Raw genomic sequence first — 22,933 nt, 5'->3', positions numbered from 1 at the left:
ACAGAACTTCTCTTTTGTCCATTCCAATCTTAGTCCCTCTTTTTTATAATAAATGTGTAAAAATCAAAAAAGGAGTTAGACTCATGAAAAAAATTATCAACAAACCAACAGACGTGCTCCCTGAAATGCTTGACGGTCTTGCCTTTGTCCACAGCGATTTAGTGCATCGTGTGGAAGGCTTTGACATCATTGCACGTAACGCTGAAAAAACGGGCAAAGTCGGTATCATCTCTGGTGGTGGTAGCGGTCACGAACCATCTCACGCTGGTTTCGTCGGTGATGGTATGCTTTCTGCAGCCATCTGCGGAGCAGTTTTCACTTCTCCTACACCTGACCAAGTCTTTGAAGCTATCAAAGAAGCTGACGAAGGCGCTGGCGTCTTCATGGTTATCAAAAACTACTCTGGTGACGTCATGAACTTCGAAATGGCCCAAGACATGGCTGAAATGGAAGGTATCAATGTAGCTAGCGTTATCGTTGACGATGACATTGCCGTTGAAGACAGCCTCTACACTCAAGGCCGTCGCGGAGTTGCTGGAACCATTCTTGTTCATAAGATTCTTGGGGAAATGGCTCGCGCTGGTAAATCTCTTGACGAGATCAAAGCTTGCGCTGATGAATTAGTGAAAAATATCCACACCGTAGGACTTGCCCTCAGTGGTGCAACGGTTCCTGAAGTTGGTAAACCAGGTTTCATTCTCGAAGATGATGAAATTGAATTTGGTATTGGTATCCACGGTGAACCAGGCTACCGCAAAGAAAAAATGCAAAGCTCTAAAGACTTGGCCAAAGAATTGGTTGATAAATTAACAGAGTCATTTGAGGCTAAAGCAGGAGACAAATTCGGTATTCTCATCAATGGTATGGGAGCTACCCCTCTTATGGAACAATATGTCTTTGCTAATGATGTGGCACAGCTAATGGCTGAAAAAGGACTTGACATCACCTACAAGAAATTGGGTAACTACATGACTTCAATTGATATGGCTGGTTTGTCATTGACCTTGATTAAATTGGAAAATGAAGACTGGCGTGCTGCCCTTGAAAGCCCAGTAACAGCCATCGCTTGGGGATAGGAGATACTTATGGAATTACAAACTGCAACAGCTTGGATGGCAGCCTTCAATGCTAAAATCCAAGAACATAAAGATTACTTATCAGAATTGGATACTCCAATTGGTGATGGCGACCACGGTGGCAACATGGCTCGTGGTATGGCTGCTGTTATGGAAAACATGGACGGCGCTGATTTTGCTAGCGCAGCTGATGTCTTAAAGATGGTATCCATGCAACTCTTGAGCAAAGTCGGTGGCGCTTCTGGACCTCTTTATGGCTCTGCTTTTATGGGCATGACCAAGGCAGAAACGGCTGGCACTGACATGGCCGATGTCCTAGCTGCTGGTCTAGAAATGATTCAAAAACGCGGCAAGGCTGAAACCAATGAAAAAACCATGGTTGATATTTGGACTGGTGTGATTGAAGCCATCAAATCAGGTACCTTGTCTGAGGAAGTCATCGATGGTTTGGTGGAAGCGACTAAAGACATGAAGGCAACCAAGGGCCGTGCCTCTTATGTAGGTGAGCGTTCTGTTGGTCATATCGACCCAGGTTCTTTCTCATCAGGCTTGCTCTTCAAAGCCCTTCTTGAAGTGGGAGGTGTCTAGATGGCAGATGTTGGAATTGTTGTTGTCTCTCACTCAAAAAACATTGCTCAGGGCGTCATTGACCTGATTTCTGAAGTGGCTAAAGATGTTTCTATCACTTACGTTGGCGGGACAGAAGATGGCGGTATCGGAACTTCATTTGACCAGGTACAAGCTGTGGTTGATCAAAATGACAAAGAGACCCTGCTAGCCTTCTTTGACCTAGGCTCTGCCAAAATGAATTTGGAAATGGTTGCTGATTTTTCAGATAAGGAAATCATTGTCAACTCAGTTCCGATTGTCGAAGGTGCCTATACAGCTACTGCTCTCTTGCAAGCTGGCGCTGACCTTGACAGTATTCAAGCCCAATTAGCGGAATTAACCATCAATAAATAAAGGAGATTATCATGACTCAATTTTTCGGTGAATTTATCGGAACCTTTATCCTAGTGCTCCTCGGAAATGGGGTTGTTGCTGGGAATATCCTCAGTAAGACAAAAGAAGAAGGCACTGGCTGGGTAGCCATCGTTCTTGGCTGGGGGATTGCTTGTACCGTAGCGGTCTACGTTTCAGGACTTTTTAGCCCTGCCCATCTCAATCCAGCTGTAACCCTTGCAATGGCTTCCATTGGAGCTCTTGCTTGGAGTCAAGTGGTGCCATTTATTTTGGCTCAGTTCCTCGGTGCCATGGCAGCATCTCTAGTCCTCTGGTTACACTACTACCCACATTGGAAGGAAACTAAGGATAAAGGGCTTGTCCTTGCTAGCTTCTCAACTGGACCTGCTATCCGCCATACACCTTCAAACTTCCTTGGCGAAGCCCTTGGAACAGCTGTCCTCATCATGACCATCATGGCTATCGGACCAAATAAAGTTGCTGCTGGCCTTGGTCCAATTATCGTTGGTTTGGTCATCTTCGCTGTTGGTTTCTCACTTGGTCCAACAACAGGTTATGCCATTAACCCTGCACGTGACCTCGGTCCACGTATCATGCACGCCATTCTCCCAATCGCTAATAAAGGCGATTCAGATTGGTCATACGCTTGGATTCCAGTTGCAGGTTCAATTGTAGGTGGTATCCTTGGTGCTCTCATTTACAACCTAGCACTCGGTATGCTTTAAGAAACAATCACCCCCCAGAAAGCTGACTTTCTGAGGGGTTCTTCTATTTACTGATTACTGACAATAGACTTCAATAGCTTCTGAGATAAATTGTGCTGTTTCTTGGCCACCTGTAGCGTCTATGTTTTTTAGAAAGCGCTCATCAGCCACATACATGAGCCCCAAACCTGCTAAAATATCATTGGTGCAGGTGTAGAAGTTGGCAGTGATGTAGTCCTGCAAAACCTTGACTTGCGCCTGAACCGCTTCATCTGATACTGGCAAGTCCTTCAATTTCCCGAAGCCTGCCATGATTTGGTTCATTTCTTGAGGGACTTGGGAAAAATCGCTGTCGCTGTGTTTGCGTTCAAATTCTTGATAAGCTGATGTCTGTCCCCAACGCTCTTTGGCTTCCTCTTGGAATGCGTCTAGTTCTGCCTGATCATAGGCGGTAAAATCGGTCATGTCTAGCCCTCCTTTCATGGCTTTAGCCTGATTAATCACGCACTCCAAGTGTTGTTTTTTGAGTTCTAACCATTTGATTTGGTCAGTCAACGCTTGGTTGCGGTCATAGTTTGGGCTATCCATGATTTCTTTAATTTTTTTGAGAGGGAACTCCAGCTCTCGAAAGAGAAGAATCTCCTGCAAACGAGCAAAGCTGTCGTCATCATAGTAGCGATAGCCATTTTCCCCTACAAAAGCAGGCGACAAAAGGCCAATCTGGTCATAATAGTGAAGCGTGCGCACGCTGATGCCTGTGATGGTGCTCATCTCTTTAACTGTCTTCATAGTTACCTCTCTATCAGTAGTATAAGCTATGACCTGACGTGAGGGTCAAGCAGTAAATGGAAAAAACGATTATTTGTCATAATCGCCTCTTCTCATCTGAGCCTACTCGCCAAACCAAATGGCAATTTCACGCTTGGCTGCTTCGACAGAATCTGAACCGTGAACCATGTTGCGCATGTCACCATTGTCATCAGGCCCCTGAGCAAAATCAGCACGGATAGTACCAAGTTCAGCTTCAGCTGGATTGGTCACCCCCATCGTCTTACGCCATGTTTTCACCGCATCTGAACCACAGAAAGTACCGACAACAATTGGTCCCTCCATCATATAGGTTTCAATCTGATGATAGAAAGGTTTCTCCAATAAATCCTCATAGTGCTGAGCTAAAATTTCCTTGCTAGCTTCTCTCATGACCATACGTGTCAATTTAAAGCCACGTCGCTCAATGCGTCGTAAGACCTCACCAACTAAACCACGTCTCACACCATCAGGTTTAATGATAAATAATGTCTCTTGCATAAGATACCTCCGTGTTTTTCTTTTATTATAACAGAAAAGGCTTTCATTGAGAATACTTCTTCTCCATATCCTCAACTCACCTCTCAATGACCATACCTTGCTTTCTATTTCTGCCTCTCACTCTCCTTTAATTTCATTCAACTATCCTGCTGTTATAATCCCCGCCGGTAAAGCAACAATAGCTATTCCCAACAGAGAAGATCGCATAGTAAAAACCTTACCCCAAAATGATACTGCGAAAGTATCCCCATAGCCAACCGTTGTTAATGTGACTTAAATGGAGTCGTAAGGGGAATTAATTATTTAACCTCCTAAGCCTTCTCCAATTTATGCTTTAGTAATCGGCACTCGTCCCCATGTCTGCTCCGCTATCCTCTTATCCCCCGACTGATAAACAGCGTCAGCCTGCTGGCTCACTGCGTCCCATGGCTCTGCTCCAATTCGAGCTACGATATCCACAGAATTTTTCACCGTTTTGAGGTGTTGGCGGCCTTTTTGTGTAAAACCTAGAACATAAACAGATTGAGGGAGTGGGGTTTCCACAGCGTTGACCAAGATGTAGGTTAAAATCCGTCGCACACGTGCTTTGGTATAGCGTTTTGTGGCTACCTTATCCACTAATTCTTCCACTGTTTTCACATGGCGGATGTTGGATTTGATGCGATTTGCTAGCTCATCATTAACTTGGTAAATCTGAGTCAGATCTGGGTTGGTTTGGATTTGATATTTGAGCAAATTAAAATAATTGTCCCATGAAACCTGCGGACTTGCAAAAAGAAGCTCTGCGTTTGGCATAAATGCATTCACGAAGTCCTTGTCGGCTTTGTGCTGACGGATACTTGTTGCCGAAGCATATGCCACGTTTTTTTCCTTGGAATGATAGCCTGCACCCTGACGTTGAATGGGATTCAAGCGGATGCCCTTTTGGCTTGCTGCCTTGGTGTAGGCAAGCCCCAAAATATGATTAGGGGTGTCACCTGAGAACTGGATGCCTGTGAAATGCTCCCACATGGCCTGGGTTTTCTGTGGATAAGAGAAGTGGGCGGGCTGATTGGCCAAAAAAGCCACCATTTCCTGGGCTTTTTCCACATAGATATCCCCAATGTGGTTGTAGTCTAGGACGGACTCGGTGCCGAAGGTCAAGTTGTCCACACCCAGCTTGGCAAGGATGTCAACAGCACCTTGGGCGAAGTAGTCAGCCGACTGGACCGCAACTAGAAAAGGGAGCTCAACCACCAGGTCGGCTCCATTCTCCAGCGCCATCTGAGCACGGGTCCACTTGTCAACAATGGCAGGCTCGCCACGCTGCATAAAATTGCCTGACATGGCAACGATTTTGACCCCCTCTGCCTGCTCTAAGAGGTACTTATGCCCGTTGTGAAAGGGGTTGAATTCGGCGATGATGCCTGTGATTGTCATAAGCTATTTCTCCACCACAAAGAACCAACGTGCCGATGTTTCAGTAGGTTCTTTATCTTCAAAATCTGCATAGAGTTTGAAAGACTTAAATCCAGCTTGCTCTAAGAGGATATCATAGGTCAAGACCTCGTAAGTGCGCTCTTCATGAATTTCATCATGACGGGTAAAGCTGCCATCCGCCTCTTGAACAAAAAAGGTCAACTCATGCACGATAGAATGTGGGGCCTCGTCCTCATAGGTATCCCAAAGCATGGCGAAGTTATCGGCATTTTCATGGTAAGAATAGCCTGGGAAAACCTCGTCGGTCTGGTAGGTTGAGTGGACGTCAAAGATGAAAACGCCGTCGTCGTTGAGGGTATCGTAGACCTGTTTAAAAACATCGCCGACCTCAACCTCGTCCTGCATGTAGCAGATGGAATCTGAATAGCATGTCACAAAATCGTACTTACCAGCCTGTGACAAGTCCAGCATATTACCTTGGAGAAAGTCAATTTTCTGTTTAGCAGAAGCCGCGCGTTTTTCAGCGATTTTGAGCATATCACCGCTCAAGTCAAGCCCTGTCACATCAAAACCAGCTTGCGCAAATCGAATAGACTGAATGCCAGTCCCACAAGCCAATTCCAAGAGTTTTTTACGATCTTTTGATTTTGGCAAATGGCGGAGCGAAAAATCCGTCCACTTGTCGTACAAAGAATCATCCATTACAGCATCATAGACTGATGCGAAAGTTTCATAAGTTGCCATATTTTTTCTCCACTTCTTCTAATGCCGCTTGACGTTTTGCTTTCATACATATCAATTCTTTGGCAGTAGGTTCTTTATCTTGATGGTACATGAGCTCCATAGGATACCACCATACTGGCCCTTTACCATTGTGACTATACTCTCTTAAATCTCCATCTTTCCGAGGAAAGAGGTGCCAGTGAACATGAGCATCACCATTCCCAAGTGATTCACAATTCATCTTATCCGCTTCAAAGGCCAATTTTACAGCTTCTGCCACATCTGCCATTTCAGATAAGAATAAGTCACGGTCAGGCTTTCTAAGCTGGTCCAACTCAGTGACATGATGCTTCCCAAGAAATAAGGTATAGCCTTGAAAATGTTGATGGTCTCCTAGTACAACATAGCCTGTCTCTAATTCTTTCACAAAATACGGATTTTGATTTTCTTTTATCATCTCAATACGAGAACAAATCAAGCATATTCTTCTACCTCTTCACGAAAAACCTTGTCTATTGACAAGGTTTTGATTACGCTAAATACTCCGCCACTTCCACTACTGGTGCGTCGTGCCAGAGTTTTTCAAGGTTATAGTGGAAACGTTGTTCTTCTGAGAAGATATGTACGACAACGTCGTTAAGGTCAAGAAGTACCCAGCCACTATTGCTGTCGCCTTCGGCATGACTAGCGTCGCCACCAGCTTCTTTGACCTTTTCACGGATATTGTCCGCAATAGCTTCCAGCTGACGGCTGTTGGTAGCAGAGGCGATGACAAAGTAATCTGTCACGCTTGTCAAGCCAGCCAAGTCCAGTGCCAAAATGTCTTCCGCACGTTTTTCATCTGCGGCCTTCACGACCACTTCCAATAATTGAGTTTTGTTCATATGATTCCTTTATTTTCTTACTAATTCTTCAACCATCCGATATAACTATTATAAGTTTCAATAGTTTGCGGGTGAATTGGGATGGCTTTCTTGGCTAAAAATGCTACCGTTTGAGCTGTCTCAAAGGCTACTGCCTTGTCCAGCTCTTCACGCGCAATAGCTCGCGCTTCTTCCACACCTGGAAAATCACGATTGGGTTCAATGTAATCTGCCACATAGAGCACCTTGTCCAAAAGTGTCATCTTGCCGGCACCAACTGTATGTCGTTGAATAGCTGTCAGGATTTCTTGGTCACTTACACCAAAATCCTCAGCAATCTTGTAGGCACCAACTACACCATGCCAGATATTATTACCCCAATTTTTCAAGTCTGCATCCAAGTCATACTTGTCAATCAGGTCTAGAAAAAACTGGTCATCTACTTCCTTAACATAATCATGGAGAAGGGCCGCTAGACTGGCTTTGACTGGGTCACAACCGCATTGCTCTGCCAATTCCAAGGCTGACTGTTCCACCCCAAGTACGTGTGTAAAGCGTTTCTGAGACATAGCGCCAGCAATTTTTTCCAAAAGCTCCTCACGGGAAAAGCTCACATAGTCGCTGTAGTTCATAGATAGAGTCCCTTTTCCTCAATATAGTCCAAGACCTCATGAGGAAGCATAAAGTTAGGCGTGCGCCCCTTTTTGATAAACTCGCGCACCATGCTAGAGGAGATGTCCATGAGCGGTACATCCACCCAGATGACCGGATAGGAAGTCCCAGCCTTGTAGCGCGGACGTTGCACCCCGACAAATTGCACCAGCTGCACCAAGTCATCAATCTTATGCCACTTAGGCAGGTAGTCCACCATATCACCACCGATAATGAAGTAATAATCCGTATCAGGATTTTTCTCCGTCAAAAGCTTCATGGTTTCGTAGGTATAAGAAATCCCTCGACGCTCTAACTCAATGGTTTCAATATCCAAGCCATCAATACCTGCAATGGCCATTTTGAGCATGTTAAGACGATGAAGCTCGTCAATGGTTTCCTTCTTATCCACATGAGGCGGTGTAAATTCAGGCATGAGGTAGACCTTATCTAGGTTCAACTGCTGGCGCACCTGATCAGCCACCACCAGATGAGCATTGTGGACGGGATTGAAATTCCCACCCAAAATCCCTACCTGCTTCCGCTTGGGGTTGCGCAATTCTGGTTCTATTTCAACTTTTGTAAAAGGGGTTAGCAATTCAATGGCCATAGGCTCTCCTTAAATTTCTCTCACTTTAACAGATAATTTTCGATTTTCTTTCTTAGCAGACACCTTGAAAAGGGTCAAAACGCGACCGGTTTTTGCCACTGACTCGACACCGATCTCTTCTTCTAGAATTTCAGCCACTTCATGGATATTTTCGTCCGTATTTTGGAGCAATTTAACCTTGATCAACTCGCGCGCATCAAGTGCGTTACGGATACTAGTTTTGATTTGGTCATTGAGACCGTTTTTCCCAATCTGTACAATTGGCTTCATAGCATGTGCTTGACTGTTCAGAAAAGCACGTTGTTTTGATGTTAATGTCATATTTTTTCCTTTTTGTAAAATAGCAGAGCTAGTAATCTAATTTTCCAGATAACCAGTCTGATAGTGAATGATCTAATTCATAAATACCAACATATGGACTTTCTAGATAAGTTTTCCACCCTTTTTGGTAAATATACAGTCTGACTGTTCCATTTTTTAATTTCAAATCAAACTGGTAAGGACTTAAATCCGAACTAGGCTGATCATTAATGCTCTCTTGGCGAGTTTTGTGGGAATCCTTGGTAAAGTAGATAAAGGAAGTGATTTTTTCTTCCATATCCAAGTGCACAACTGCTCCACTTGAATCTGTCATTTGGATTTCTTGAATTTCCCTTATCTTAGGCAAGGTCGGTGCCTCTCCTGAACTCGGTCTAAACCACCAGCATCCAACACCTGCACTGAGAAGGATAAGAAGAACTGCTATCATTATCTTTTTCATAGGATACCTCCGCTATTTCTAGCAAAATCCAAATTCTTCTAAAATAGCTTTCCCAGCTTTGAAAAAGTTTTTCTGGCTTCCCCAAGAGATGTCCAGTATTCCTACACCTCCTGCTGCCGCAGTAATATCTACCTGAACGTGTTCTTCGTCCGGTCGCAATAAGAGAATGGTCAGACAGGCGAAACTCCCTGTGCGGAAGTAGTATTTCTCGAAAATCAACTCCATGACTTCGACTTTTCCGAAACGCCGATGCACGATATTGACCGGATCAACAACTAATTTTTCACACAGTCTATCTTGAATGTCAGTGAATGAAACTCTTTGCGTGCTAACAAGTGTCGTTTTTTCAGCCATGGCGACCTCCTTCAGCCTAGATAATGGCTTTCCGCAAGACGACGTCCACTCCTTTTGGTGCCCAGGCAGCAATTTTTGCTCTGCCATTGATACGAATCCAGCCTAAGCCTGAGAAGACTACGTCTGTTTTTTCATTGATGGTAAATTCGTGACGAACCAATTCTGGGAAATCTGGCAATTCCTTCTTAGAAGGCGGTGTCAGCAAGGTTCCCGCATGTTTTTGATAAAATTCGTTTGCGCCTGCTAACTTGGTGCGGTGCAATTCCAAGGTGTTTTCAAAGAAAGCTGTAAAGCCTTGACGCTCTCCTTCCACGAAGTCGAAGCGTCCCAAACCAGCCAAGAAAAGAGTTTGTTCAGGATTGAGCTGATAGGTCTTTGGCTTGATTTCTTTTTTGGGGCTGATGTACTTGAGATTTTTTGCTGTTAAGTAATGGGCCATCTGGTGACGATGAATAATTCCTGGCGTGTCAAAAATGTAGGAACCATCATCTAACGGAATCTCAATTTTATCCAAGGTCGTACCTGGGAAACGCGAGGTCGTAATGACATCCTTATCCCCTGTAATTTCTTGGATAATCGCATTGATAAGCGTTGACTTACCAACATTCGTCACGCCCACTACATAGACATCACGTCCCTTACGGTGCTCTTCAATCTTCTTGATAAGGTCCTTGATAGCTTGCTTGTTTTGCGCAGATGTCAAGACAACATCTACAGGTCGCAAACCAACTTCGTGAGCCCGTTCGGTCAGCCACTGAGTAACTTTACCTGTCTTAACTGACTTAGGCAAGATATCCTGCTTATTTCCCACAAGCAGAACGTCATTGCCCGATACGAAGCGAGGCAGACCTGGAATCACAGAGCCGTTGAAATCAAAAATATCAATCACATTGACCACTAGGGCATGGCTATCCCCCACTTCATGAAGCAACTTCATAAACTCATCATCAGAGATATTGACATCTGAAATTTCATTGTAGTGGCGCAGGCGGAAACAACGTTGACAGTACAATTGCCCTGTTTCTAGTCCCTTTTCAAGGGCAGACTGAGGAGTATAGCCTGCTACTTCCTTTTGACTGGTCTGAATGGCCGCACCGCAGCCGATACAAAATAATTCTTCCACTTAAATTTCCTTTTTATACTGAATTGGGCCGTATTTTGCAATGATTTTTTTGAGCATACGGCGTTCGCGCCAGCGATTGAACTGAGTAACCCAAGCATCGGACACCACGAGAGGCTTGACCAAGATAGAACGAATACCTGCTCTCTTAGCGGCTCGAATATCTGTCATGAGCTGGTCTCCCACCATCACTACCTCGTCTGCTTGGACATCAAAGCGTTTCATAGCGCGCTTGATTCCCCGCGTAAAAGGCTTCATAGCACGCGATTCAAAGTCAATCCCAAACTTATCCACTGCTTTTTTGACACGGCCATGATTGTTATTTGAAACTACAACGACACGAATACCTGCGTCTCGTAAGTCATGCAGCCACTGGCGCATTTCTGGCGTTCCATCAGGATTGTTCCAGGCAATTAAGGTATTGTCCAAGTCGACAAAGACTGCCCGAATTCCTTCTTTTTTGAGACTTTCTACGGTCAAATCATAAGCCTTTTCTAAGGCAAAATCTGGCATATACTGTTCTACGCTCACTAGTCACTCCTCTTTTGCTAATTATTTTATTTTATCATAAATCGCTCTAAATAGCCATTAAATACGAAAACACTAGGTTTCCCCTAGTGCTCATTTTCCTTATTTTTTATCTAGAAAAAAAGATACCACTGCTATCACCACAACCGCTCCAGCAATTGATGGCAACAAAGCCATACCTGCAAGGCTTGGACCCCAAGAACCAAATAGACTTTGGCCCACTGATGAGCCAATCAAACCTGCCAAAATATTAGTAAAACAACCCATGGAGTTGCCTTTCCCTGTAATTCCTCCTGCTACAGCACCAATCAAGGCACCAACCATTAACGACCACAACATTTCTAAACCCTCGCTTTCTCTTTTGGCTATTTTACCGAATTTTTCACTAAAACACAAAAAGAAAACACCGACTATTTTGCCGATGCTTTCAGGAGATATATGAAAAAGAATAGATATAATATACACAGCCATCCTTAAAGAAACCTTAAAATAAAGAGTATTTTTTTACATTTACCAAACAAATGCCAAAAATGGTCCAAAACAAGTCTTTTCCGTCAACTCCCCAGCCTGATTCAATTGCTTTTGTAGCTGCTTGAACAGATGATGCTTTTGATGGTGCAGCAAGTAAATCCCCGCTTCCCCCTTCTCCATATCCACAAAACCATGACTTTCTTGCTCATGATGAACAAGATAGATTTCTTTTTGGTCTAAATCCGCTGTCAACAACTTCTGCACATCGTGAACTTGTGCTAGGTGAGACCGAAAGCCTTCTTTGTAAACTTTCTTGGTCAAAAATTGTTGTGCTAGTTGGTGAAATTGAGCAGTATCAGCTACATAAAATTTTTCTAAGTGAAGATGGTAGATCGCAGAGATCTCCTAAATTATTTTTGTTACAGGAATTATTCCATCTCATTTATGTTGTATTTGCAATAATTGCCGCCGGTAAAATATACAAAAAAACGCATGAAAATAATTCCACGCGTTTTAAACTTTATTCTTTATCAAGATTGCGCAACATCTGGTCAATCTTATTTCCGTATTCAATAGACTCGTCTTTGACAAAGACCAAATCTGGAATTTTATACATTTTAAGATTTTTACCCAATTCACGCTTAATAGTGCCTGTCGCCTTTTCCAGACCAATCTGGGCTTTCTGATTGTCAGAAGCCAAGGTAGAGTGGATGGTGTAATAAACCCGAGCAGCAGACAAATCGCCCAGCATTTGAACATCTGTAATGGTTACTTCCTGAACACGTGGGTCACGAACCTTGAGACGCAAGATTTCATTGACTTCGCGCTGAATTTCCATCCCAACGCGGTCAACACGAAATGAATTTCCCATACTATCTCCTTTCTCTTATCTTAGAAAAGCTGAGTTTCCTCAGCTTTGATTATTTTTTAATTTCTTCCATGATGTAGGCTTCGATGGTGTCGTCCACTTTAAGGTCGTTAAAGTTATCAATCATCAAACCACCTTCTTGGGCATTCCCAACTTCCTTCACATCATCCTTGTAGTGTTTCAAGCTAGCCAATTTACCATCAGCAATGACGACACCGTCACGGATAACACGGACGCTTGAGTCACGGGTAACTTTACCGTTGATAACCATAAATCCACCGATAGTTCCCACTTTAGAAACTTTGAAGGTTTCGCGGATAATAGCTTCACCAATGATTTTTTCTTGGTATTCAGGATCGAGCATACCCTTCATGGCATCTTCCACTTCCTCAATAACCTTGTAGATGATAGAGTGCAAGCGGATTTCCACTTCTTCATTTTCAGCTTGTTGGCGAGCAATTGGTGTCGGACGAACGTTGAAACCAATGATAACAGCATTTGAGGCAGCAGCCAAGGTCACGTCTGATTCGTTGATCGCACCAACAGCAGAGTGGACGACATTGACACGAACACCTTCAACATCAATCTTCAAGAGAGAGGCAGCAAGGGCTTCAACAGAACCTTGTACGTCGGCCTTGATGATGACATTAACAGTCTTAACTTCACCAGCTTTAAGGGTATCAAAGAGATTTTCAAGAGACACACGTTGTGTTGCTTGACGTTGTTTGAGAAGAGCACGTTTCGCACGTTCTTCACCGGCTGCACGAGCTGATTTTTCATCTTCGTAGACCGCGAAATGATCACCAGCCATTGGTGCTTCGTTCAAACCTGTGATGGAAACTGGGGTAGATGGTCCAGCTACTTTAACACGACGACCAAGGTCGTTTGCCATAGCACGAACACGTCCAAAAGTATTTCCGACAACGATTGGATCTTGAACATTCAAGGTACCTTGTTGAACAAGGAGGGTTGCCACCGCACCTTTTCCTTTGTCCAAATGCGCTTCGATAACAGTACCGATTGCACGAACAGTTGGATCAGCTTTCAATTCTTGCATTTCAGCTACAAGAAGAACTGTTTCTAAGAGCTCGTCAATATTTTGGTTAAATTTGGCAGAAATTTCTACGAATTCTGAGTCACCGCCCCAGGCAGTTGAGATGACACCGTGCTCAGCCAATTCACCAATAACACGCTCAGGGTTTGCACCTGGTTTATCGATTTTATTGATGGCAACGATGATTGGCACACCAGCTGCTTTTGAGTGGTTGATAGCTTCAATCGTTTGAGGCATGACACCGTCATCGGCCGCAACAATAAGGATGGTAATATCCGTTACAGAAGCACCACGCGCACGCATTGACGTAAAGGCCGCGTGTCCTGGTGTATCAAGGAAGGTAATTTTCTTGCCGTCTGCTTCGATTTGGTAGGCACCGATATGCTGAGTGATACCACCCGCTTCACCTGTTGCGACACGAGAGTTACGAAGAGTATCCAAAAGGGTTGTTTTACCATGGTCAACGTGTCCCATGATCGTTACAACTGGTGGACGTTCTGTCAACTCATCTTCATTGAGGTACCCATCTTCTACGAAGAAGCGCTCAATATCAGCGTTATCCACTTCCACTTTTTCCTTAGCTTCAATACCATAATCAACCATGAGGAGTTCAATCGTATCTCCATCCAAAGATTGGTTTTGAGTTGCCATAACCCCCATCATAAAGAGCTTTTTAACAATCTCAGCTGGTTCGCGCTTGATACGTTTTGCAATCTCAGCTACGGTCATACCTGAGGTATATTCAAATTCGGTTGGCAATTCATGGAACTTACGTTCTGTGACTGGTTTCACAGTTTGTTTATTATTGCCTTTTTTGTTTTTCTTATTATTGTTCCAGTTACTATTTCTTTGATTTCTCACTTGATTTTGATTATTTCGATTCTTTTGTTGTTTTCTTGGACCATCTTCAACATCACTATTAAAGTCACGTTTTTTATCTGGTCGTGCTTGTTTCTTACGACGGGTATCAGCAGCTGCTGGTTCTGCGACAGGCGCTGGACTTGGAGCGATTACAGGAGCTGCTTTAGGTGTTACAACTTCTTCTGGCTCTTCAAACTTAATTTCCTTGGGTTTGATTTGTTTTTGCTTCTTAGCTTCCTGCGCTTGACGGAAACGTTCCTCACTACTGCGAGCGTACTCTGCATTTTGCTCTGTCTTCAAGGCTGCCGCACGTGCTTTGAAATCAATCTTGGTACTTGGTACTGGACTTGAGGCTTGTTGGCGATTTTGATTAAAGTTTCCTTGGTTACGTCCTTGATCTGAACGATTATCACGACGGCGATCGTTGAAACGATTGTCTTGGCGACGCTCATTGTTTCGACCTGAGCCTTGATCATTGCGACGTTCTTGATTGCGATAATCGCGATGGTCTTTCTGATTACGGTCTTTATTGCGATCATTCTGTTGACGGTTATTGCCTTGACCTTGAGCACGTTTTGCAGCTTGTTCTTTTGCACGCGCTTCACGCTCGGCTTTAAAGTTACGACTCTGCGGACGTTGAACAGCAGGTTTAGCTGGCTCAGCGCTTGGCGTCACTGGTGTGGTCGCCTTTTCTACTGGCTGGCTTTCTACCTTTTTCTCTACAGGAGCTGGCTTTTCTGCCGGTTTTGACTCCACTTTTTTTTCTACTTTTGGACTTGTTACTGAGAAGCTAGCTGCAATTTTTTGAGCTGCATCTGCTTCGACTGATGACGCATGGCTCTTGACATCAAAGCCCAACTCTTGTGCCTTGGCGACAACTTCCTTACTAGTTCGCCCAATTTCACGAGCGATTTCATTCAATCTCTTCTTAGACAATCTCTTGTCCTCCTCTTCTATTCCATAATAGACCTCATCTTCTTCGTAAATCCAGCATCCGTAACAGCTAGAACTTTTCTAGCCTTGCCTAATGCTGCGCTTATTTCTAGCGTTGAAAAGGTGGTGTTGACTTCTACTTGATAAGTCTTGCTTTTGTCTGTAATTTTCTTGTGCAAATTCGGAGCGGCATCATGAGCCAAAAAAACCAGTTTAGCCTGCTTTTTCTGAATGCTTTCAACCACCAAGTCTTCACCTGAAGTGATACGACCTGCTCGTTGGGCCAATCCTAATAAACTCAAGATTTTATCTTTTTTATTCGAGTCCAAGTTCTCTCCTCTTGACCTTATGGTCAACGTAGGCAATCAATTCATCATAAAAAGCTGCCTCCACTTCCATACTGAAAGCTCGATTGAGAACTTGTTTTTTCTTGGCTTGAAGGGCTTCTTCATTGTCCAACTTGATGTAGGCACCACGGCCATTAGCCTTGCCTGTTGGATCAATAAATACTTGTCCTTCTTTATTTTTGACAATGCGAAGTAAATCTCGCTTGTCAATTATCTCGCCAGAAACGACTGATTTTCGTAAAGGTATTTTTCTAGCTTTTGCCATAGTACCTCCAACTTAGCCTTGGTCTTCGACGATTGTTTCTTCTACAACTTCTTCAGCGTCACCGTACAAGGCTGCTTCGATAGCTTCATATTCAGAAGCTGACTTGATATCAATACGGAATCCTGTCAAATGAGCTGCCAAACGTACGTTTTGACCACGACGACCGATAGCAAGTGACAATTTGCTATCAGGAACAACAACTGTTGCGTGTTTCCCGTCTTCTGTATCAAAGAGGACTTGATCAACCTCAGCTGGTGCAATCGCATTGTAGATGAATTCTGCTGGATCTTCTACCCACTCGATGACATCGATATTTTCTTCTGCTGGTACCATACGATCCAATTTAGCATCGTAACGCGCTGGGTGGAATTTGCTTGTAATTTTCTTGATGTTGCTACCACCGCGACCAACAATCGTACCGATAGCGTCCACGTTAGGATTATGGCTACGAACCGCAACCTTCGTACGGTCACCTGCTTCACGAGACACGCTCATGATTTCAACCGTTCCATCGTAAACTTCAGGAATTTCTTGTTCCATGAGGCGTTTGATCATTTCTGGGTGGCTACGGCTAACAAATACGTTAACACCGCGACCATTATCTTCTACCTTGTAAACGTAGACTTCGATACGGTCATGTGATTGGAAGACTTCCCCTGGAATTTGATCTTGTTTAGACAACTGCGCTTCCAATGTTCCCAAGTTAACGTAGATGAAACGATTGTCAAAACGTTCCACAGTACCAGTCATGATTTCGCCTTCGTGTTCTTTATAAGTGTTGAAGGTAATGGCACGAGTTTGCTTGCGCATTTTTTCCATGATAGTTTGTTTAGCAGATTGGGCTGCCACACGACCAAATTCACCTGGTGCCTCTTCAAACTTGATTTTATCACCCAATTCATAGGCTGATGAAATAGCTAGGGCATCTTTCAAGCTGATTTCCAAACGACTATCAAATACTTCATCCACCACTTCACGAACTGTATAAACACGGAAGTCACCTGTTTTCTCGTCAAATTCAATTGCAGCTGACTCAGACTGACCAAAACGACGTTTGTAAGCTGAACGAAGTGATTCTGTTACTGCGTCAATGATATCTTCTTTCTTAATCCCCTTGTCTTCCTCCAAAATACGGAAGGCTTCTAGCATTTCTTTACTCATGTTTTTTTCCTTTTGAACTTCAAAAGGTCCTTTCTTTCTTAAATTTTTACAGCAAGACGGGCTTTAGCCACTGTCTGATAAGGGATGGTTACTTCTTTCTTGCGGGTCTTATCCATGTATTCCATGACAAGGTTATCCCCGTCAAAGCTAAGAAGATTTCCTTCAAAAACCTTGATTTTATCAATCGCTTGATACAACTTGACATGGATATAGCTTCCAACAGCTTTCTCAAGTGCTTCAGGTGTTTTCAAAGGACGTTCCAATCCAGGACTGGTTACTTCCAACATGTACTGCTCTGGGAATGGGTCTGGCTTGATAGTATCCAAAAGTGGGCTAATGACTTCCGACAATTCTGCCGTATCATTAAGCGTAATACCACCTTCCTTGTCCACAAAGATAGACAAGACATAGTCACCACCGAGATTTCCATATTCCACGTCAACTAATTCATAGGGTGCTTGGATAGCAGGTGCTACCACTTCTGTCACCAATTCAACAATTGTTGCCATTCATACCTCCTCGCAAAATCCGAGAACAAGTCAAAGGGTTGGTACACGACCAACCCCTTTCTTCTCTATTTTCATTTATTATAGCATAGAATGACCAACTTGTCTAGGAATATGTGTTTTTAGGCGATTCTGAGAAAATCAAAAAAGGTCCGATTGCTCGAACTCTTTCTTTTTACTTCAATTAAAGACAGCCTCTACACGGTAGATAACCTGTCCCTTACTTGAGAACTTCGCCTCATACTCAGTCATGACATTTCCTTCGTAATTGCTGGCATGCAAGTCCAACCAGACTTGTTTCAAGGTCATACCGTATTGCGAGAAACTAGCAAGACTGTACTCAAACAAGCCACGATTATCTGTCTTGAAATGAATTTCCCCATGTTCTGGCAAAATTTGTTTGTAAGTATCAAGGAAGGTCTTATAAGTCAGACGACGCTTTTCATGCTTGGTTTTTGGCCATGGATCTGAAAAATTCAGGTACATCATGTCCACTTCTGCATCCTCAAAATAATTGGTTAAGCTTGAACCGTCCACACGGAGCAATTTAACATTGGTAGCTCCACTTTCCAAGACCTTGTCCAAGGCATAGCTGAGAACTGACAACTGAATATCAATCCCAATGTAGTTGATATGAGGATTTTGTAAGGCCATTCCTGTAATAAAGGCGCCTTTTCCTGAACCAACCTCGATGTGAATTGGGTTATTGTTACCAAAGACCTCATACCATTTCCCTTTGGCATCTTCTGGATTGAGGATGACGTATTGGGGGTGATTAGCTAGGTGCTCTTCCGCACCCTTTCGTTTTCTCACTCTCATAATTCTTTGTAAAATGTCTCCCTAAATTGACGAAGAGCATAAATTTCTTTATTAGCCGCTTCTAAATTGTAACTTTCTGCATACTTGGTAATCTGGTTGAGATAGCTCATCTGACCATACCAATAAACTTTACGCAAAACTGTCTTATTGTACTTGTAACCATACTCTTTAAGCCAACCTTCCCAAGACATACGAGGAATATAGTGGGTTAAAACGTAGGCAACATCCAACATACGATCCGTCAAACAAGCTGTTTCCCAATCTGTGAGGTAAACTAGGCCACTCGTGGTTTCAATCCAATTTTTATGGTGCAAATCGCCGTGAACGAAGGTTGCAGCCTCCTGTTGGAAGTTTGGCAAGTGCGCCAACAAATCCTTACAGACAGACTGTAAATAGGTGTTTTGCTGCAACCGATTTGGCACATCATTTTGCCATTTCTTAACCAAATCACGTGGTTCTTGGTAACTATAATTAAGCTGCAAGGCTTGATTCAACAAGATACGTGAAAAATGCATACGCACCAAAATCTGACGAACCTGCTTGCTGGTCATATCGACACGTTCCAAGGTGCGACCATTCAGCCACTCTTGTTCGACGCGTTGTCCCTTTCCTACTTCACGATTAATGGAAATAACGGGCGGTGTAATTTGCTCCCGTGCCAAGGCTGACACAATTGGAGGCATTTCGTACTTGACAAAGACAGGCGTACCATCTGATCTTAGGCCTTTAAAAGCTTTTCCACTGTTACCCGCAATTGATTGTAATTGTAGGCCTCTATTTTCAAACTGCATGCCTGACTCCTTTCTAAAATTCCTTACTATTTTACTAGTTTTCTAGCGGTTAGTCAAACAATTTTTTCGCTTTTATTGGTAAATAAATTTGCTGTAAAATGATACCGATTCCAACTATGACAAAAATGTATTTTTTATCTGTTAAGAGCATGACGGCAGTAATCGCCTGAAGAAAGAGCACCGCGTAAAATATCAGCCCAATCACGCGTTTACAACTCTGCCTTTTTTCAAAAGAAGAGAGAGGATAAAGCTGAGCTAGGTACTGGTAGTCATAGACCTTATAAAGAGGAAGTAACTGAAAGAGCAAAAGATAGTCAAAAAGTACCGTCAAACCCGTCGCTAGAAGCGACTCTTTGAGCGTCACAAGAAAAATAAGACTCATCCCCAGCAAGCGCAAGGTCAAGGGATAGAAATCTCCTGACCGTAAAAAGGCACGTAAAAATAGATAATCCCACGTTTTCCCTTTCTCTTTCTTAACCATTCCCAGCAAGAAATCTAGATAGGAACGACGTTTCACACTGCTAGTAATCCCCTTAACGGTGGTGAAAAGAGCAAAAAACTGAAGTATTCTTTGCTTGCGCCCATCTTCTTTGGAAATAGCCCTTGACCAGTTCAAACCATGTGAGGTTAACAGACTATGAATCTGTCTCTGATGCCAGAAAAATTTCCCTATCAGCAAGGCCAATAAAACAACCGCTATCACAAGAGGGGACCAGTTCAATTTCAGGTACAAAGGAAAGAAAAACAAGTAACCCAACATCAGAAGACCACCCCAAGTTAGAAAGGCGCGATGAGCAGCTCTTCCCAGTTCTTCCTTAACCTGATTTTCCTTAACTAAAAGAAAAAGCTGATCCGCATCTTCTAAATAGCTGGCAGGTTGCCCTACGAAAAACAAGAGTGTCAACACAGCAAGAATCAAGAGATAGACATACCAAGAATTTGCCGGAAAATGCAGCAACAATTCTCGATACTGAACGAGCAAGAAACCCAATAAAACCATAAGCACCAAGACAAAGTGGTCATTTAAGACATAGCGTAGATACTTGGCACAGCGCGATAGAAAGAGCTGGCGTCGTTGTTGAAAGACTGTCTTCATGCTCCGTCTCCTTCTTTGGTCAAGGTTAGGTAAATTTCGTTGAGACTAGCCCCTTTTTGATCAAAAACGTCTTGCAAGTCCTGCAACGTCCCCGCTGCTCGAACCTGTCCTTGGTGCAAAATCACAAAGCGATCACACATTTTTTCAGCTGAATCTAGGACATGAGTGGACATGAGAATGGAAGTTCCACGCGCTTTTTCTTCTACCAACAGGTCGATCAAATCTTGAATAGCCACTGGATCCAATCCTAAAAACGGCTCATCCACAATCAAGAGACTAGGCTCCACCATCAAGGCACAGATAATCATCACCTTTTGCTTCATCCCTTTTGAAAATTGCACTGGGAACCAGTCTAATTTTTGATCCAGACGAAAAATCTTCAAATATCTCTCGACTCTCGTCCATACTTGTTCCAAGTCCAAATCATAGGCCAAAGCCACTATTTCCAGATGTTCTCGCAGAGTCAATTCTTCATAAAGGCTGGGCGTTTCAGGAATAAAACCAATTTTCTTACGATAGTCTTCTGGCTGACTAGACAAGGTTAAGTCGTCAATGCTGATTGTTCCCTGATAAGGCGTCAACAAACCAATAATTTCTTTAATGGTGGTAGACTTTCCAGCCCCATTCAGTCCAATCAAACCAACTAGTTCACCATTTTTCACATCAAATGAAATATCTTTTAAGACAGGAATATTGGCATAGCCACCTGTCAGTTTCGTAACTTCTAACATGCTTTTCTCCGATTTTTTGATATAATCATTATAACAAAAATCTATAAAAGGAAGTTCAAACTATGTCAGATTGTATTTTTTGTAAGATTGTCGCTGGAGAAATCCCCTCATCAAAAGTCTACGAAGACGACCAAGTTCTGGCCTTCCTAGACCTTACGCAGGTCACAAAAGGACATACCTTGGTTGTTCCAAAAGCACATTATCGCAATATGTTGGAAATGGATGGTGACAGCGCAAGTTCCCTCTTTGCTCGTGTACCTAAAATTGCGCGCCAGCTCAAAAACAAATTAGGTGCTGCTGGTGTCAACATTATCAACAACAACGAAGAAGCTGCTGGACAAACTGTCTTTCACACCCATGTTCACCTCTTACCTCGTTTCGACCAAAACGATGGACTCAAAATTGACTTTGTTGCCAACGAACCAGACTTCCCTGCCTTAGCACAACTAGCTCAAGACCTCTACTTAGGAGAATAAGATGAAATTATCCCAACTCATAGCAGCCGGCGGAGCTGCTCTTGCTAGCTACTGGCTGGTCAGCAATCGTGAAAAGATTGCTCAAGAAACAAATGAAACGATTGACCTAGCAAAAACTGCCCAAGCTAGCTACCAAAACATCCAAAAACAACTCTCTACTATTCAATCCTATCAAGAACCCTTGCGAGCAATGACTGAAGATTTGCAATACAAAATCCGAACCTACCAACAAAGTATCGCTGGAAATCTTGAAGAAATTCAAAAAATAGCTGAGAAGTATGAACAAGAACAAAAATAACAGAACAGGGGAGCCCCTGTTCTGTTATTTTTTATTCAGTTGTAGTGGATTGACTACCATCTGTTGAATAGCTTTCTGACATAGTAACACTACTCATTTCTGTAATCTCTCCTGTTCCGTAGGTCACTTCGCCTGTAAAGACATCTTCAACCGTAATCGGATTCGCATAACCAAAGAGATTTTCATAAACTTTAACATTTGTTTTTAAAACAGTAGCAGGATCTAAGCCTAACGATGTCTTAATCACATTTTGCATTTCAAGTAAGTGTTCACTGGTTGGGATTTGATAAGAAATTTCATTAACCATTTGCCCCTCACCCGTGAGTTGGTAAGACTCAATTTTTTTCAAAGAATCCTTATAGCCCAGAAGACTTGGAATGGTCGATGAATTAATCTTCACATCCGTCTGCATATTGTTGGCTAAGACATCCAATATTTTTTGGTACTGGGTAATGCCATCCAATTGTAGAAGTTTATTAAGAAGGATTCCAATGACTTCACGCTGACGCTTTTGACGCCCATAGTCTCCTTCTGGGTCCTGGTACCGCATCCGTGAGTAAACCAGCGCCTGTTCACCATTGATATGCTGCTTACCTGGATCAACCGTAGCCGTATAACCAGGTTCTGTATCCGAAATAGAGATGGTGAAGCCCAAGGTGTTGTTGACTGTAATACCCCCAACCGCATCAACCAAACTACGTAATCCGTCCATATTAATCTGAACATACCGGTCAATGTGAACATCCATCATCTTTTCAATGGTCGCAATCGCCATCGGAGCTTGTCCATAGGCATAAGAATGATTTAACTTCTCTGTTGTTCCAGCTGAACTCCCATCGCTATTGGCTAATTCTACCATAATATCACGTGTCAAACTCATCATGGTTGTCTTTTGGGTTTTAGGGTTGACTGTCACCAAAATCATGGAGTCACTTCGTCCACCTTCCCATTCACCGCCACGAGTAGCTTGATCCATATCAACCCCCATTAACAAAATAGTTAAAGGTTCTGTCGCTTCGATAATCTTGTCATTGACATTGCGACCTAAATTATTATAGGTTTTGTCTGCTGCCAATGTAGATGATTGGTACAAGGTCCAACCATAAGTCCCGACTGCTCCTAATGTCAATAAGACAATCGCCAAGAACATCAGAAAAATTTTCTTCCCAATTCTCAT

General features: G+C 43.2%; 31 protein-coding genes and 3 pseudogenes. 6 read left to right on the top strand and 28 right to left on the bottom strand.

The genetic code is table 11. The annotated features are described in order from the left end of the window. Window positions 1–83 precede the first annotated feature (83 nt). From dhaK to ACHUFA_RS00875, 4 genes are read left to right on the top strand one after another with little or no spacing between them, the layout of a single operon-like run. On the top strand, window positions 84–1,076 hold the full coding sequence (dhaK, locus tag ACHUFA_RS00890) for a dihydroxyacetone kinase subunit DhaK (RefSeq protein WP_222347056.1): 993 nt from the start codon (window positions 84–86) through the stop codon (window positions 1,074–1,076). A gap of 9 nt (window positions 1,077–1,085) precedes the next feature. After that, window positions 1,086–1,664, top strand: a complete 579-nt coding sequence (gene dhaL / locus ACHUFA_RS00885; protein WP_394404642.1) for a dihydroxyacetone kinase subunit DhaL — start codon at window positions 1,086–1,088, stop codon at window positions 1,662–1,664. Then, window positions 1,665–2,039: a dihydroxyacetone kinase phosphoryl donor subunit DhaM gene (dhaM, locus tag ACHUFA_RS00880; RefSeq protein WP_222347058.1), complete on the top strand. Its 375-nt coding sequence runs from the start codon at window positions 1,665–1,667 to the stop codon at window positions 2,037–2,039. 11 nt (window positions 2,040–2,050) lie between these two features. Next, on the top strand, window positions 2,051–2,764 hold the full coding sequence (locus ACHUFA_RS00875; protein WP_222347059.1) for an MIP/aquaporin family protein: 714 nt from the start codon (window positions 2,051–2,053) through the stop codon (window positions 2,762–2,764). A gap of 54 nt (window positions 2,765–2,818) precedes the next feature. On the opposite strand, the gene ACHUFA_RS00870 is transcribed toward ACHUFA_RS00875, so the two are convergent. The 27 genes and pseudogenes from ACHUFA_RS00870 to ACHUFA_RS00740 all read right to left on the bottom strand — a co-directional run bounded on the left by ACHUFA_RS00870 (window position 2,819) and on the right by ACHUFA_RS00740 (window position 20,982). Then, on the bottom strand, window positions 2,819–3,532 hold the full coding sequence (locus ACHUFA_RS00870) for a MerR family transcriptional regulator (protein WP_394404641.1): 714 nt from the start codon (window positions 3,530–3,532) through the stop codon (window positions 2,819–2,821). Window positions 3,533–3,634: 102 nt separating this feature from the next. Continuing rightward, complete coding sequence (gene ndk, locus ACHUFA_RS00865) at window positions 3,635–4,051, bottom strand: nucleoside-diphosphate kinase (RefSeq protein ID WP_222347060.1); 417 nt, start codon at window positions 4,049–4,051, stop codon at window positions 3,635–3,637. A 141-nt stretch (window positions 4,052–4,192) separates the two neighbouring features. Beyond that, window positions 4,193–4,324: pseudogene (locus tag ACHUFA_RS00860) on the bottom strand (ion channel); the annotation flags it as partial. A gap of 54 nt (window positions 4,325–4,378) precedes the next feature. Next, on the bottom strand, window positions 4,379–5,470 hold the full coding sequence (locus ACHUFA_RS00855) for a nucleotidyltransferase (RefSeq protein WP_394404640.1): 1,092 nt from the start codon (window positions 5,468–5,470) through the stop codon (window positions 4,379–4,381). Window positions 5,471–5,473: 3 nt separating this feature from the next. Continuing rightward, window positions 5,474–6,214 carry a class I SAM-dependent DNA methyltransferase gene (locus ACHUFA_RS00850; RefSeq protein WP_222347062.1) on the bottom strand — a complete coding sequence of 247 codons (741 nt, stop codon included), beginning with the start codon at window positions 6,212–6,214 and terminating at the stop codon, window positions 5,474–5,476. After that, entirely contained in the window at window positions 6,201–6,677 is a 477-nt protein-coding gene (locus tag ACHUFA_RS00845; RefSeq protein WP_222347183.1) for an HIT family protein, read from the bottom strand. Before ACHUFA_RS00845 ends, ACHUFA_RS00850 begins: the two co-directional genes overlap by 14 nt. A 46-nt stretch (window positions 6,678–6,723) precedes the next feature. Beyond that, window positions 6,724–7,077, bottom strand: a complete 354-nt coding sequence (rsfS, locus tag ACHUFA_RS00840; protein WP_222347063.1) for a ribosome silencing factor — start codon at window positions 7,075–7,077, stop codon at window positions 6,724–6,726. Window positions 7,078–7,097: 20 nt separating this feature from the next. Beyond that, entirely contained in the window at window positions 7,098–7,688 is a 591-nt protein-coding gene (gene yqeK, locus ACHUFA_RS00835; RefSeq protein WP_394404639.1) for a bis(5'-nucleosyl)-tetraphosphatase (symmetrical) YqeK, read from the bottom strand. Beyond that, window positions 7,685–8,317, bottom strand: coding sequence for a nicotinate-nucleotide adenylyltransferase (locus ACHUFA_RS00830; protein ID WP_222347065.1), 633 nt, complete (start codon window positions 8,315–8,317; stop codon window positions 7,685–7,687). Before ACHUFA_RS00830 ends, yqeK begins: the two co-directional genes overlap by 4 nt. Window positions 8,318–8,326: 9 nt before the next feature. Beyond that, window positions 8,327–8,638, bottom strand: coding sequence for a ribosome assembly RNA-binding protein YhbY (yhbY, locus tag ACHUFA_RS00825; protein WP_222347066.1), 312 nt, complete (start codon window positions 8,636–8,638; stop codon window positions 8,327–8,329). 28 nt (window positions 8,639–8,666) lie between these two features. After that, a complete protein-coding gene (locus tag ACHUFA_RS00820; RefSeq protein WP_394404638.1) occupies window positions 8,667–9,077 on the bottom strand; it encodes a DUF5301 domain-containing protein in 411 nt (136 codons plus the stop codon). Between the two features lie 18 nt (window positions 9,078–9,095). Then, a complete protein-coding gene (locus tag ACHUFA_RS00815) occupies window positions 9,096–9,431 on the bottom strand; it encodes a DUF6054 family protein (protein ID WP_222347068.1) in 336 nt (111 codons plus the stop codon). Between the two features lie 16 nt (window positions 9,432–9,447). Beyond that, the gene (gene yqeH / locus ACHUFA_RS00810; RefSeq protein ID WP_394404637.1) at window positions 9,448–10,554 is read right to left on the bottom strand and encodes a ribosome biogenesis GTPase YqeH; all 1,107 of its coding nucleotides are present in this window, start codon (window positions 10,552–10,554) and stop codon (window positions 9,448–9,450) included. Further along, window positions 10,555–11,082 (bottom strand): YqeG family HAD IIIA-type phosphatase, encoded by a 528-nt coding sequence (locus ACHUFA_RS00805; protein ID WP_394404636.1) that lies wholly within the window; start codon window positions 11,080–11,082, stop codon window positions 10,555–10,557. A 99-nt stretch (window positions 11,083–11,181) separates the two neighbouring features. After that, window positions 11,182–11,418 (bottom strand): GlsB/YeaQ/YmgE family stress response membrane protein, encoded by a 237-nt coding sequence (locus ACHUFA_RS00800; RefSeq protein ID WP_222347184.1) that lies wholly within the window; start codon window positions 11,416–11,418, stop codon window positions 11,182–11,184. 171 nt (window positions 11,419–11,589) lie between these two features. Then, window positions 11,590–11,871 (bottom strand): hypothetical protein, encoded by a 282-nt coding sequence (locus tag ACHUFA_RS00795; RefSeq protein ID WP_394404635.1) that lies wholly within the window; start codon window positions 11,869–11,871, stop codon window positions 11,590–11,592. Between the two features lie 199 nt (window positions 11,872–12,070). After that, entirely contained in the window at window positions 12,071–12,421 is a 351-nt protein-coding gene (rbfA, locus tag ACHUFA_RS00790; protein ID WP_394404634.1) for a 30S ribosome-binding factor RbfA, read from the bottom strand. Window positions 12,422–12,470: 49 nt separating this feature from the next. Then, window positions 12,471–14,975 (bottom strand): annotated as a pseudogene (infB, locus tag ACHUFA_RS00785) (translation initiation factor IF-2); the annotation flags it as partial. Window positions 14,976–15,148: 173 nt separating this feature from the next. Further along, a pseudogene (locus ACHUFA_RS00780) lies at window positions 15,149–15,269 on the bottom strand (translation initiation factor IF-2 N-terminal domain-containing protein); the annotation flags it as partial. 17 nt (window positions 15,270–15,286) lie between these two features. Beyond that, window positions 15,287–15,595 carry a YlxQ-related RNA-binding protein gene (locus ACHUFA_RS00775; RefSeq protein ID WP_222347074.1) on the bottom strand — a complete coding sequence of 103 codons (309 nt, stop codon included), beginning with the start codon at window positions 15,593–15,595 and terminating at the stop codon, window positions 15,287–15,289. Continuing rightward, window positions 15,582–15,878, bottom strand: a complete 297-nt coding sequence (gene rnpM, locus ACHUFA_RS00770; RefSeq protein WP_222347075.1) for an RNase P modulator RnpM — start codon at window positions 15,876–15,878, stop codon at window positions 15,582–15,584. The genes ACHUFA_RS00775 and rnpM overlap by 14 nt, the downstream gene beginning before the upstream one ends. Before the next feature lie 12 nt (window positions 15,879–15,890). Further along, on the bottom strand, window positions 15,891–17,039 hold the full coding sequence (nusA, locus tag ACHUFA_RS00765) for a transcription termination factor NusA (RefSeq protein ID WP_222347076.1): 1,149 nt from the start codon (window positions 17,037–17,039) through the stop codon (window positions 15,891–15,893). Window positions 17,040–17,077: 38 nt separating this feature from the next. Next, window positions 17,078–17,548, bottom strand: coding sequence for a ribosome maturation factor RimP (gene rimP, locus ACHUFA_RS00760; RefSeq protein WP_222347077.1), 471 nt, complete (start codon window positions 17,546–17,548; stop codon window positions 17,078–17,080). Between the two features lie 177 nt (window positions 17,549–17,725). Further along, window positions 17,726–18,364: a tRNA (guanosine(46)-N7)-methyltransferase TrmB gene (gene trmB, locus ACHUFA_RS00755; RefSeq protein ID WP_222347078.1), complete on the bottom strand. Its 639-nt coding sequence runs from the start codon at window positions 18,362–18,364 to the stop codon at window positions 17,726–17,728. Next, window positions 18,361–19,155, bottom strand: coding sequence for a cell cycle regulator CcrZ (gene ccrZ / locus ACHUFA_RS00750; RefSeq protein ID WP_394404633.1), 795 nt, complete (start codon window positions 19,153–19,155; stop codon window positions 18,361–18,363). Before ccrZ ends, trmB begins: the two co-directional genes overlap by 4 nt. Window positions 19,156–19,204: 49 nt before the next feature. Beyond that, window positions 19,205–20,251 carry an ABC transporter permease gene (locus ACHUFA_RS00745; protein ID WP_394404632.1) on the bottom strand — a complete coding sequence of 349 codons (1,047 nt, stop codon included), beginning with the start codon at window positions 20,249–20,251 and terminating at the stop codon, window positions 19,205–19,207. Continuing rightward, the gene (locus ACHUFA_RS00740; RefSeq protein ID WP_394404631.1) at window positions 20,248–20,982 is read right to left on the bottom strand and encodes an ABC transporter ATP-binding protein; all 735 of its coding nucleotides are present in this window, start codon (window positions 20,980–20,982) and stop codon (window positions 20,248–20,250) included. Before ACHUFA_RS00740 ends, ACHUFA_RS00745 begins: the two co-directional genes overlap by 4 nt. Before the next feature lie 62 nt (window positions 20,983–21,044). On the opposite strand from ACHUFA_RS00740, the gene ACHUFA_RS00735 reads away from it, so the two are divergent. After that, entirely contained in the window at window positions 21,045–21,458 is a 414-nt protein-coding gene (locus ACHUFA_RS00735) for an HIT family protein (protein ID WP_222347082.1), read from the top strand. A 1-nt stretch (window position 21,459) separates the two neighbouring features. Continuing rightward, the gene (locus ACHUFA_RS00730; RefSeq protein WP_394404630.1) at window positions 21,460–21,756 is read left to right on the top strand and encodes a chemotaxis protein; all 297 of its coding nucleotides are present in this window, start codon (window positions 21,460–21,462) and stop codon (window positions 21,754–21,756) included. Between the two features lie 31 nt (window positions 21,757–21,787). On the opposite strand, the gene lytR is transcribed toward ACHUFA_RS00730, so the two are convergent. After that, window positions 21,788–22,933, bottom strand: a complete 1,146-nt coding sequence (gene lytR, locus ACHUFA_RS00725) for a glycopolymer--peptidoglycan transferase LytR (protein ID WP_222347084.1) — start codon at window positions 22,931–22,933, stop codon at window positions 21,788–21,790.

The organism is Streptococcus hepaticus (assembly GCF_043656315.1).
Lineage (GTDB): Bacteria > Bacillota > Bacilli > Lactobacillales > Streptococcaceae > Streptococcus > Streptococcus hepaticus.
Note: the sequence above shows the minus strand (reverse complement) of the source record. Positions and strands in the feature narration are given on the sequence as shown.

Excerpts from the sequence above, each read along its gene's own strand:
- dhaK (WP_222347056.1), top strand. The coding sequence starts at position 84 with ATGAAAAAAATTATCAACAAACCAACAGACGTGCTCCCTGAAATGCTT.
- dhaL (WP_394404642.1), top strand. The coding sequence starts at position 1,086 with ATGGAATTACAAACTGCAACAGCTTGGATGGCAGCCTTCAATGCTAAA.
- dhaM (WP_222347058.1), top strand. The coding sequence starts at position 1,665 with ATGGCAGATGTTGGAATTGTTGTTGTCTCTCACTCAAAAAACATTGCT.
- ACHUFA_RS00875 (WP_222347059.1), top strand. The coding sequence starts at position 2,051 with ATGACTCAATTTTTCGGTGAATTTATCGGAACCTTTATCCTAGTGCTC.
- ACHUFA_RS00870 (WP_394404641.1), bottom strand. The coding sequence starts at position 3,532 with ATGAAGACAGTTAAAGAGATGAGCACCATCACAGGCATCAGCGTGCGC.
- ndk (WP_222347060.1), bottom strand. The coding sequence starts at position 4,051 with ATGCAAGAGACATTATTTATCATTAAACCTGATGGTGTGAGACGTGGT.
- ACHUFA_RS00855 (WP_394404640.1), bottom strand. The coding sequence starts at position 5,470 with ATGACAATCACAGGCATCATCGCCGAATTCAACCCCTTTCACAACGGG.
- ACHUFA_RS00850 (WP_222347062.1), bottom strand. The coding sequence starts at position 6,214 with ATGGCAACTTATGAAACTTTCGCATCAGTCTATGATGCTGTAATGGAT.
- rsfS (WP_222347063.1), bottom strand. The coding sequence starts at position 7,077 with ATGAACAAAACTCAATTATTGGAAGTGGTCGTGAAGGCCGCAGATGAA.
- yqeK (WP_394404639.1), bottom strand. The coding sequence starts at position 7,688 with ATGAACTACAGCGACTATGTGAGCTTTTCCCGTGAGGAGCTTTTGGAA.
- ACHUFA_RS00830 (WP_222347065.1), bottom strand. The coding sequence starts at position 8,317 with ATGGCCATTGAATTGCTAACCCCTTTTACAAAAGTTGAAATAGAACCA.
- yhbY (WP_222347066.1), bottom strand. The coding sequence starts at position 8,638 with ATGACATTAACATCAAAACAACGTGCTTTTCTGAACAGTCAAGCACAT.
- ACHUFA_RS00820 (WP_394404638.1), bottom strand. The coding sequence starts at position 9,077 with ATGAAAAAGATAATGATAGCAGTTCTTCTTATCCTTCTCAGTGCAGGT.
- ACHUFA_RS00815 (WP_222347068.1), bottom strand. The coding sequence starts at position 9,431 with ATGGCTGAAAAAACGACACTTGTTAGCACGCAAAGAGTTTCATTCACT.
- ACHUFA_RS00800 (WP_222347184.1), bottom strand. The coding sequence starts at position 11,418 with ATGTTGTGGTCGTTAATGGTTGGTGCCTTGATTGGTGCTGTAGCAGGA.
- rbfA (WP_394404634.1), bottom strand. The coding sequence starts at position 12,421 with ATGGGAAATTCATTTCGTGTTGACCGCGTTGGGATGGAAATTCAGCGC.
- rnpM (WP_222347075.1), bottom strand. The coding sequence starts at position 15,878 with ATGGCAAAAGCTAGAAAAATACCTTTACGAAAATCAGTCGTTTCTGGC.
- nusA (WP_222347076.1), bottom strand. The coding sequence starts at position 17,039 with ATGAGTAAAGAAATGCTAGAAGCCTTCCGTATTTTGGAGGAAGACAAG.
- rimP (WP_222347077.1), bottom strand. The coding sequence starts at position 17,548 with ATGGCAACAATTGTTGAATTGGTGACAGAAGTGGTAGCACCTGCTATC.
- trmB (WP_222347078.1), bottom strand. The coding sequence starts at position 18,364 with ATGAGAGTGAGAAAACGAAAGGGTGCGGAAGAGCACCTAGCTAATCAC.
- ccrZ (WP_394404633.1), bottom strand. The coding sequence starts at position 19,155 with ATGCAGTTTGAAAATAGAGGCCTACAATTACAATCAATTGCGGGTAAC.
- ACHUFA_RS00745 (WP_394404632.1), bottom strand. The coding sequence starts at position 20,251 with ATGAAGACAGTCTTTCAACAACGACGCCAGCTCTTTCTATCGCGCTGT.
- ACHUFA_RS00740 (WP_394404631.1), bottom strand. The coding sequence starts at position 20,982 with ATGTTAGAAGTTACGAAACTGACAGGTGGCTATGCCAATATTCCTGTC.
- ACHUFA_RS00735 (WP_222347082.1), top strand. The coding sequence starts at position 21,045 with ATGTCAGATTGTATTTTTTGTAAGATTGTCGCTGGAGAAATCCCCTCA.
- ACHUFA_RS00730 (WP_394404630.1), top strand. The coding sequence starts at position 21,460 with ATGAAATTATCCCAACTCATAGCAGCCGGCGGAGCTGCTCTTGCTAGC.
- lytR (WP_222347084.1), bottom strand. The coding sequence starts at position 22,933 with ATGAGAATTGGGAAGAAAATTTTTCTGATGTTCTTGGCGATTGTCTTA.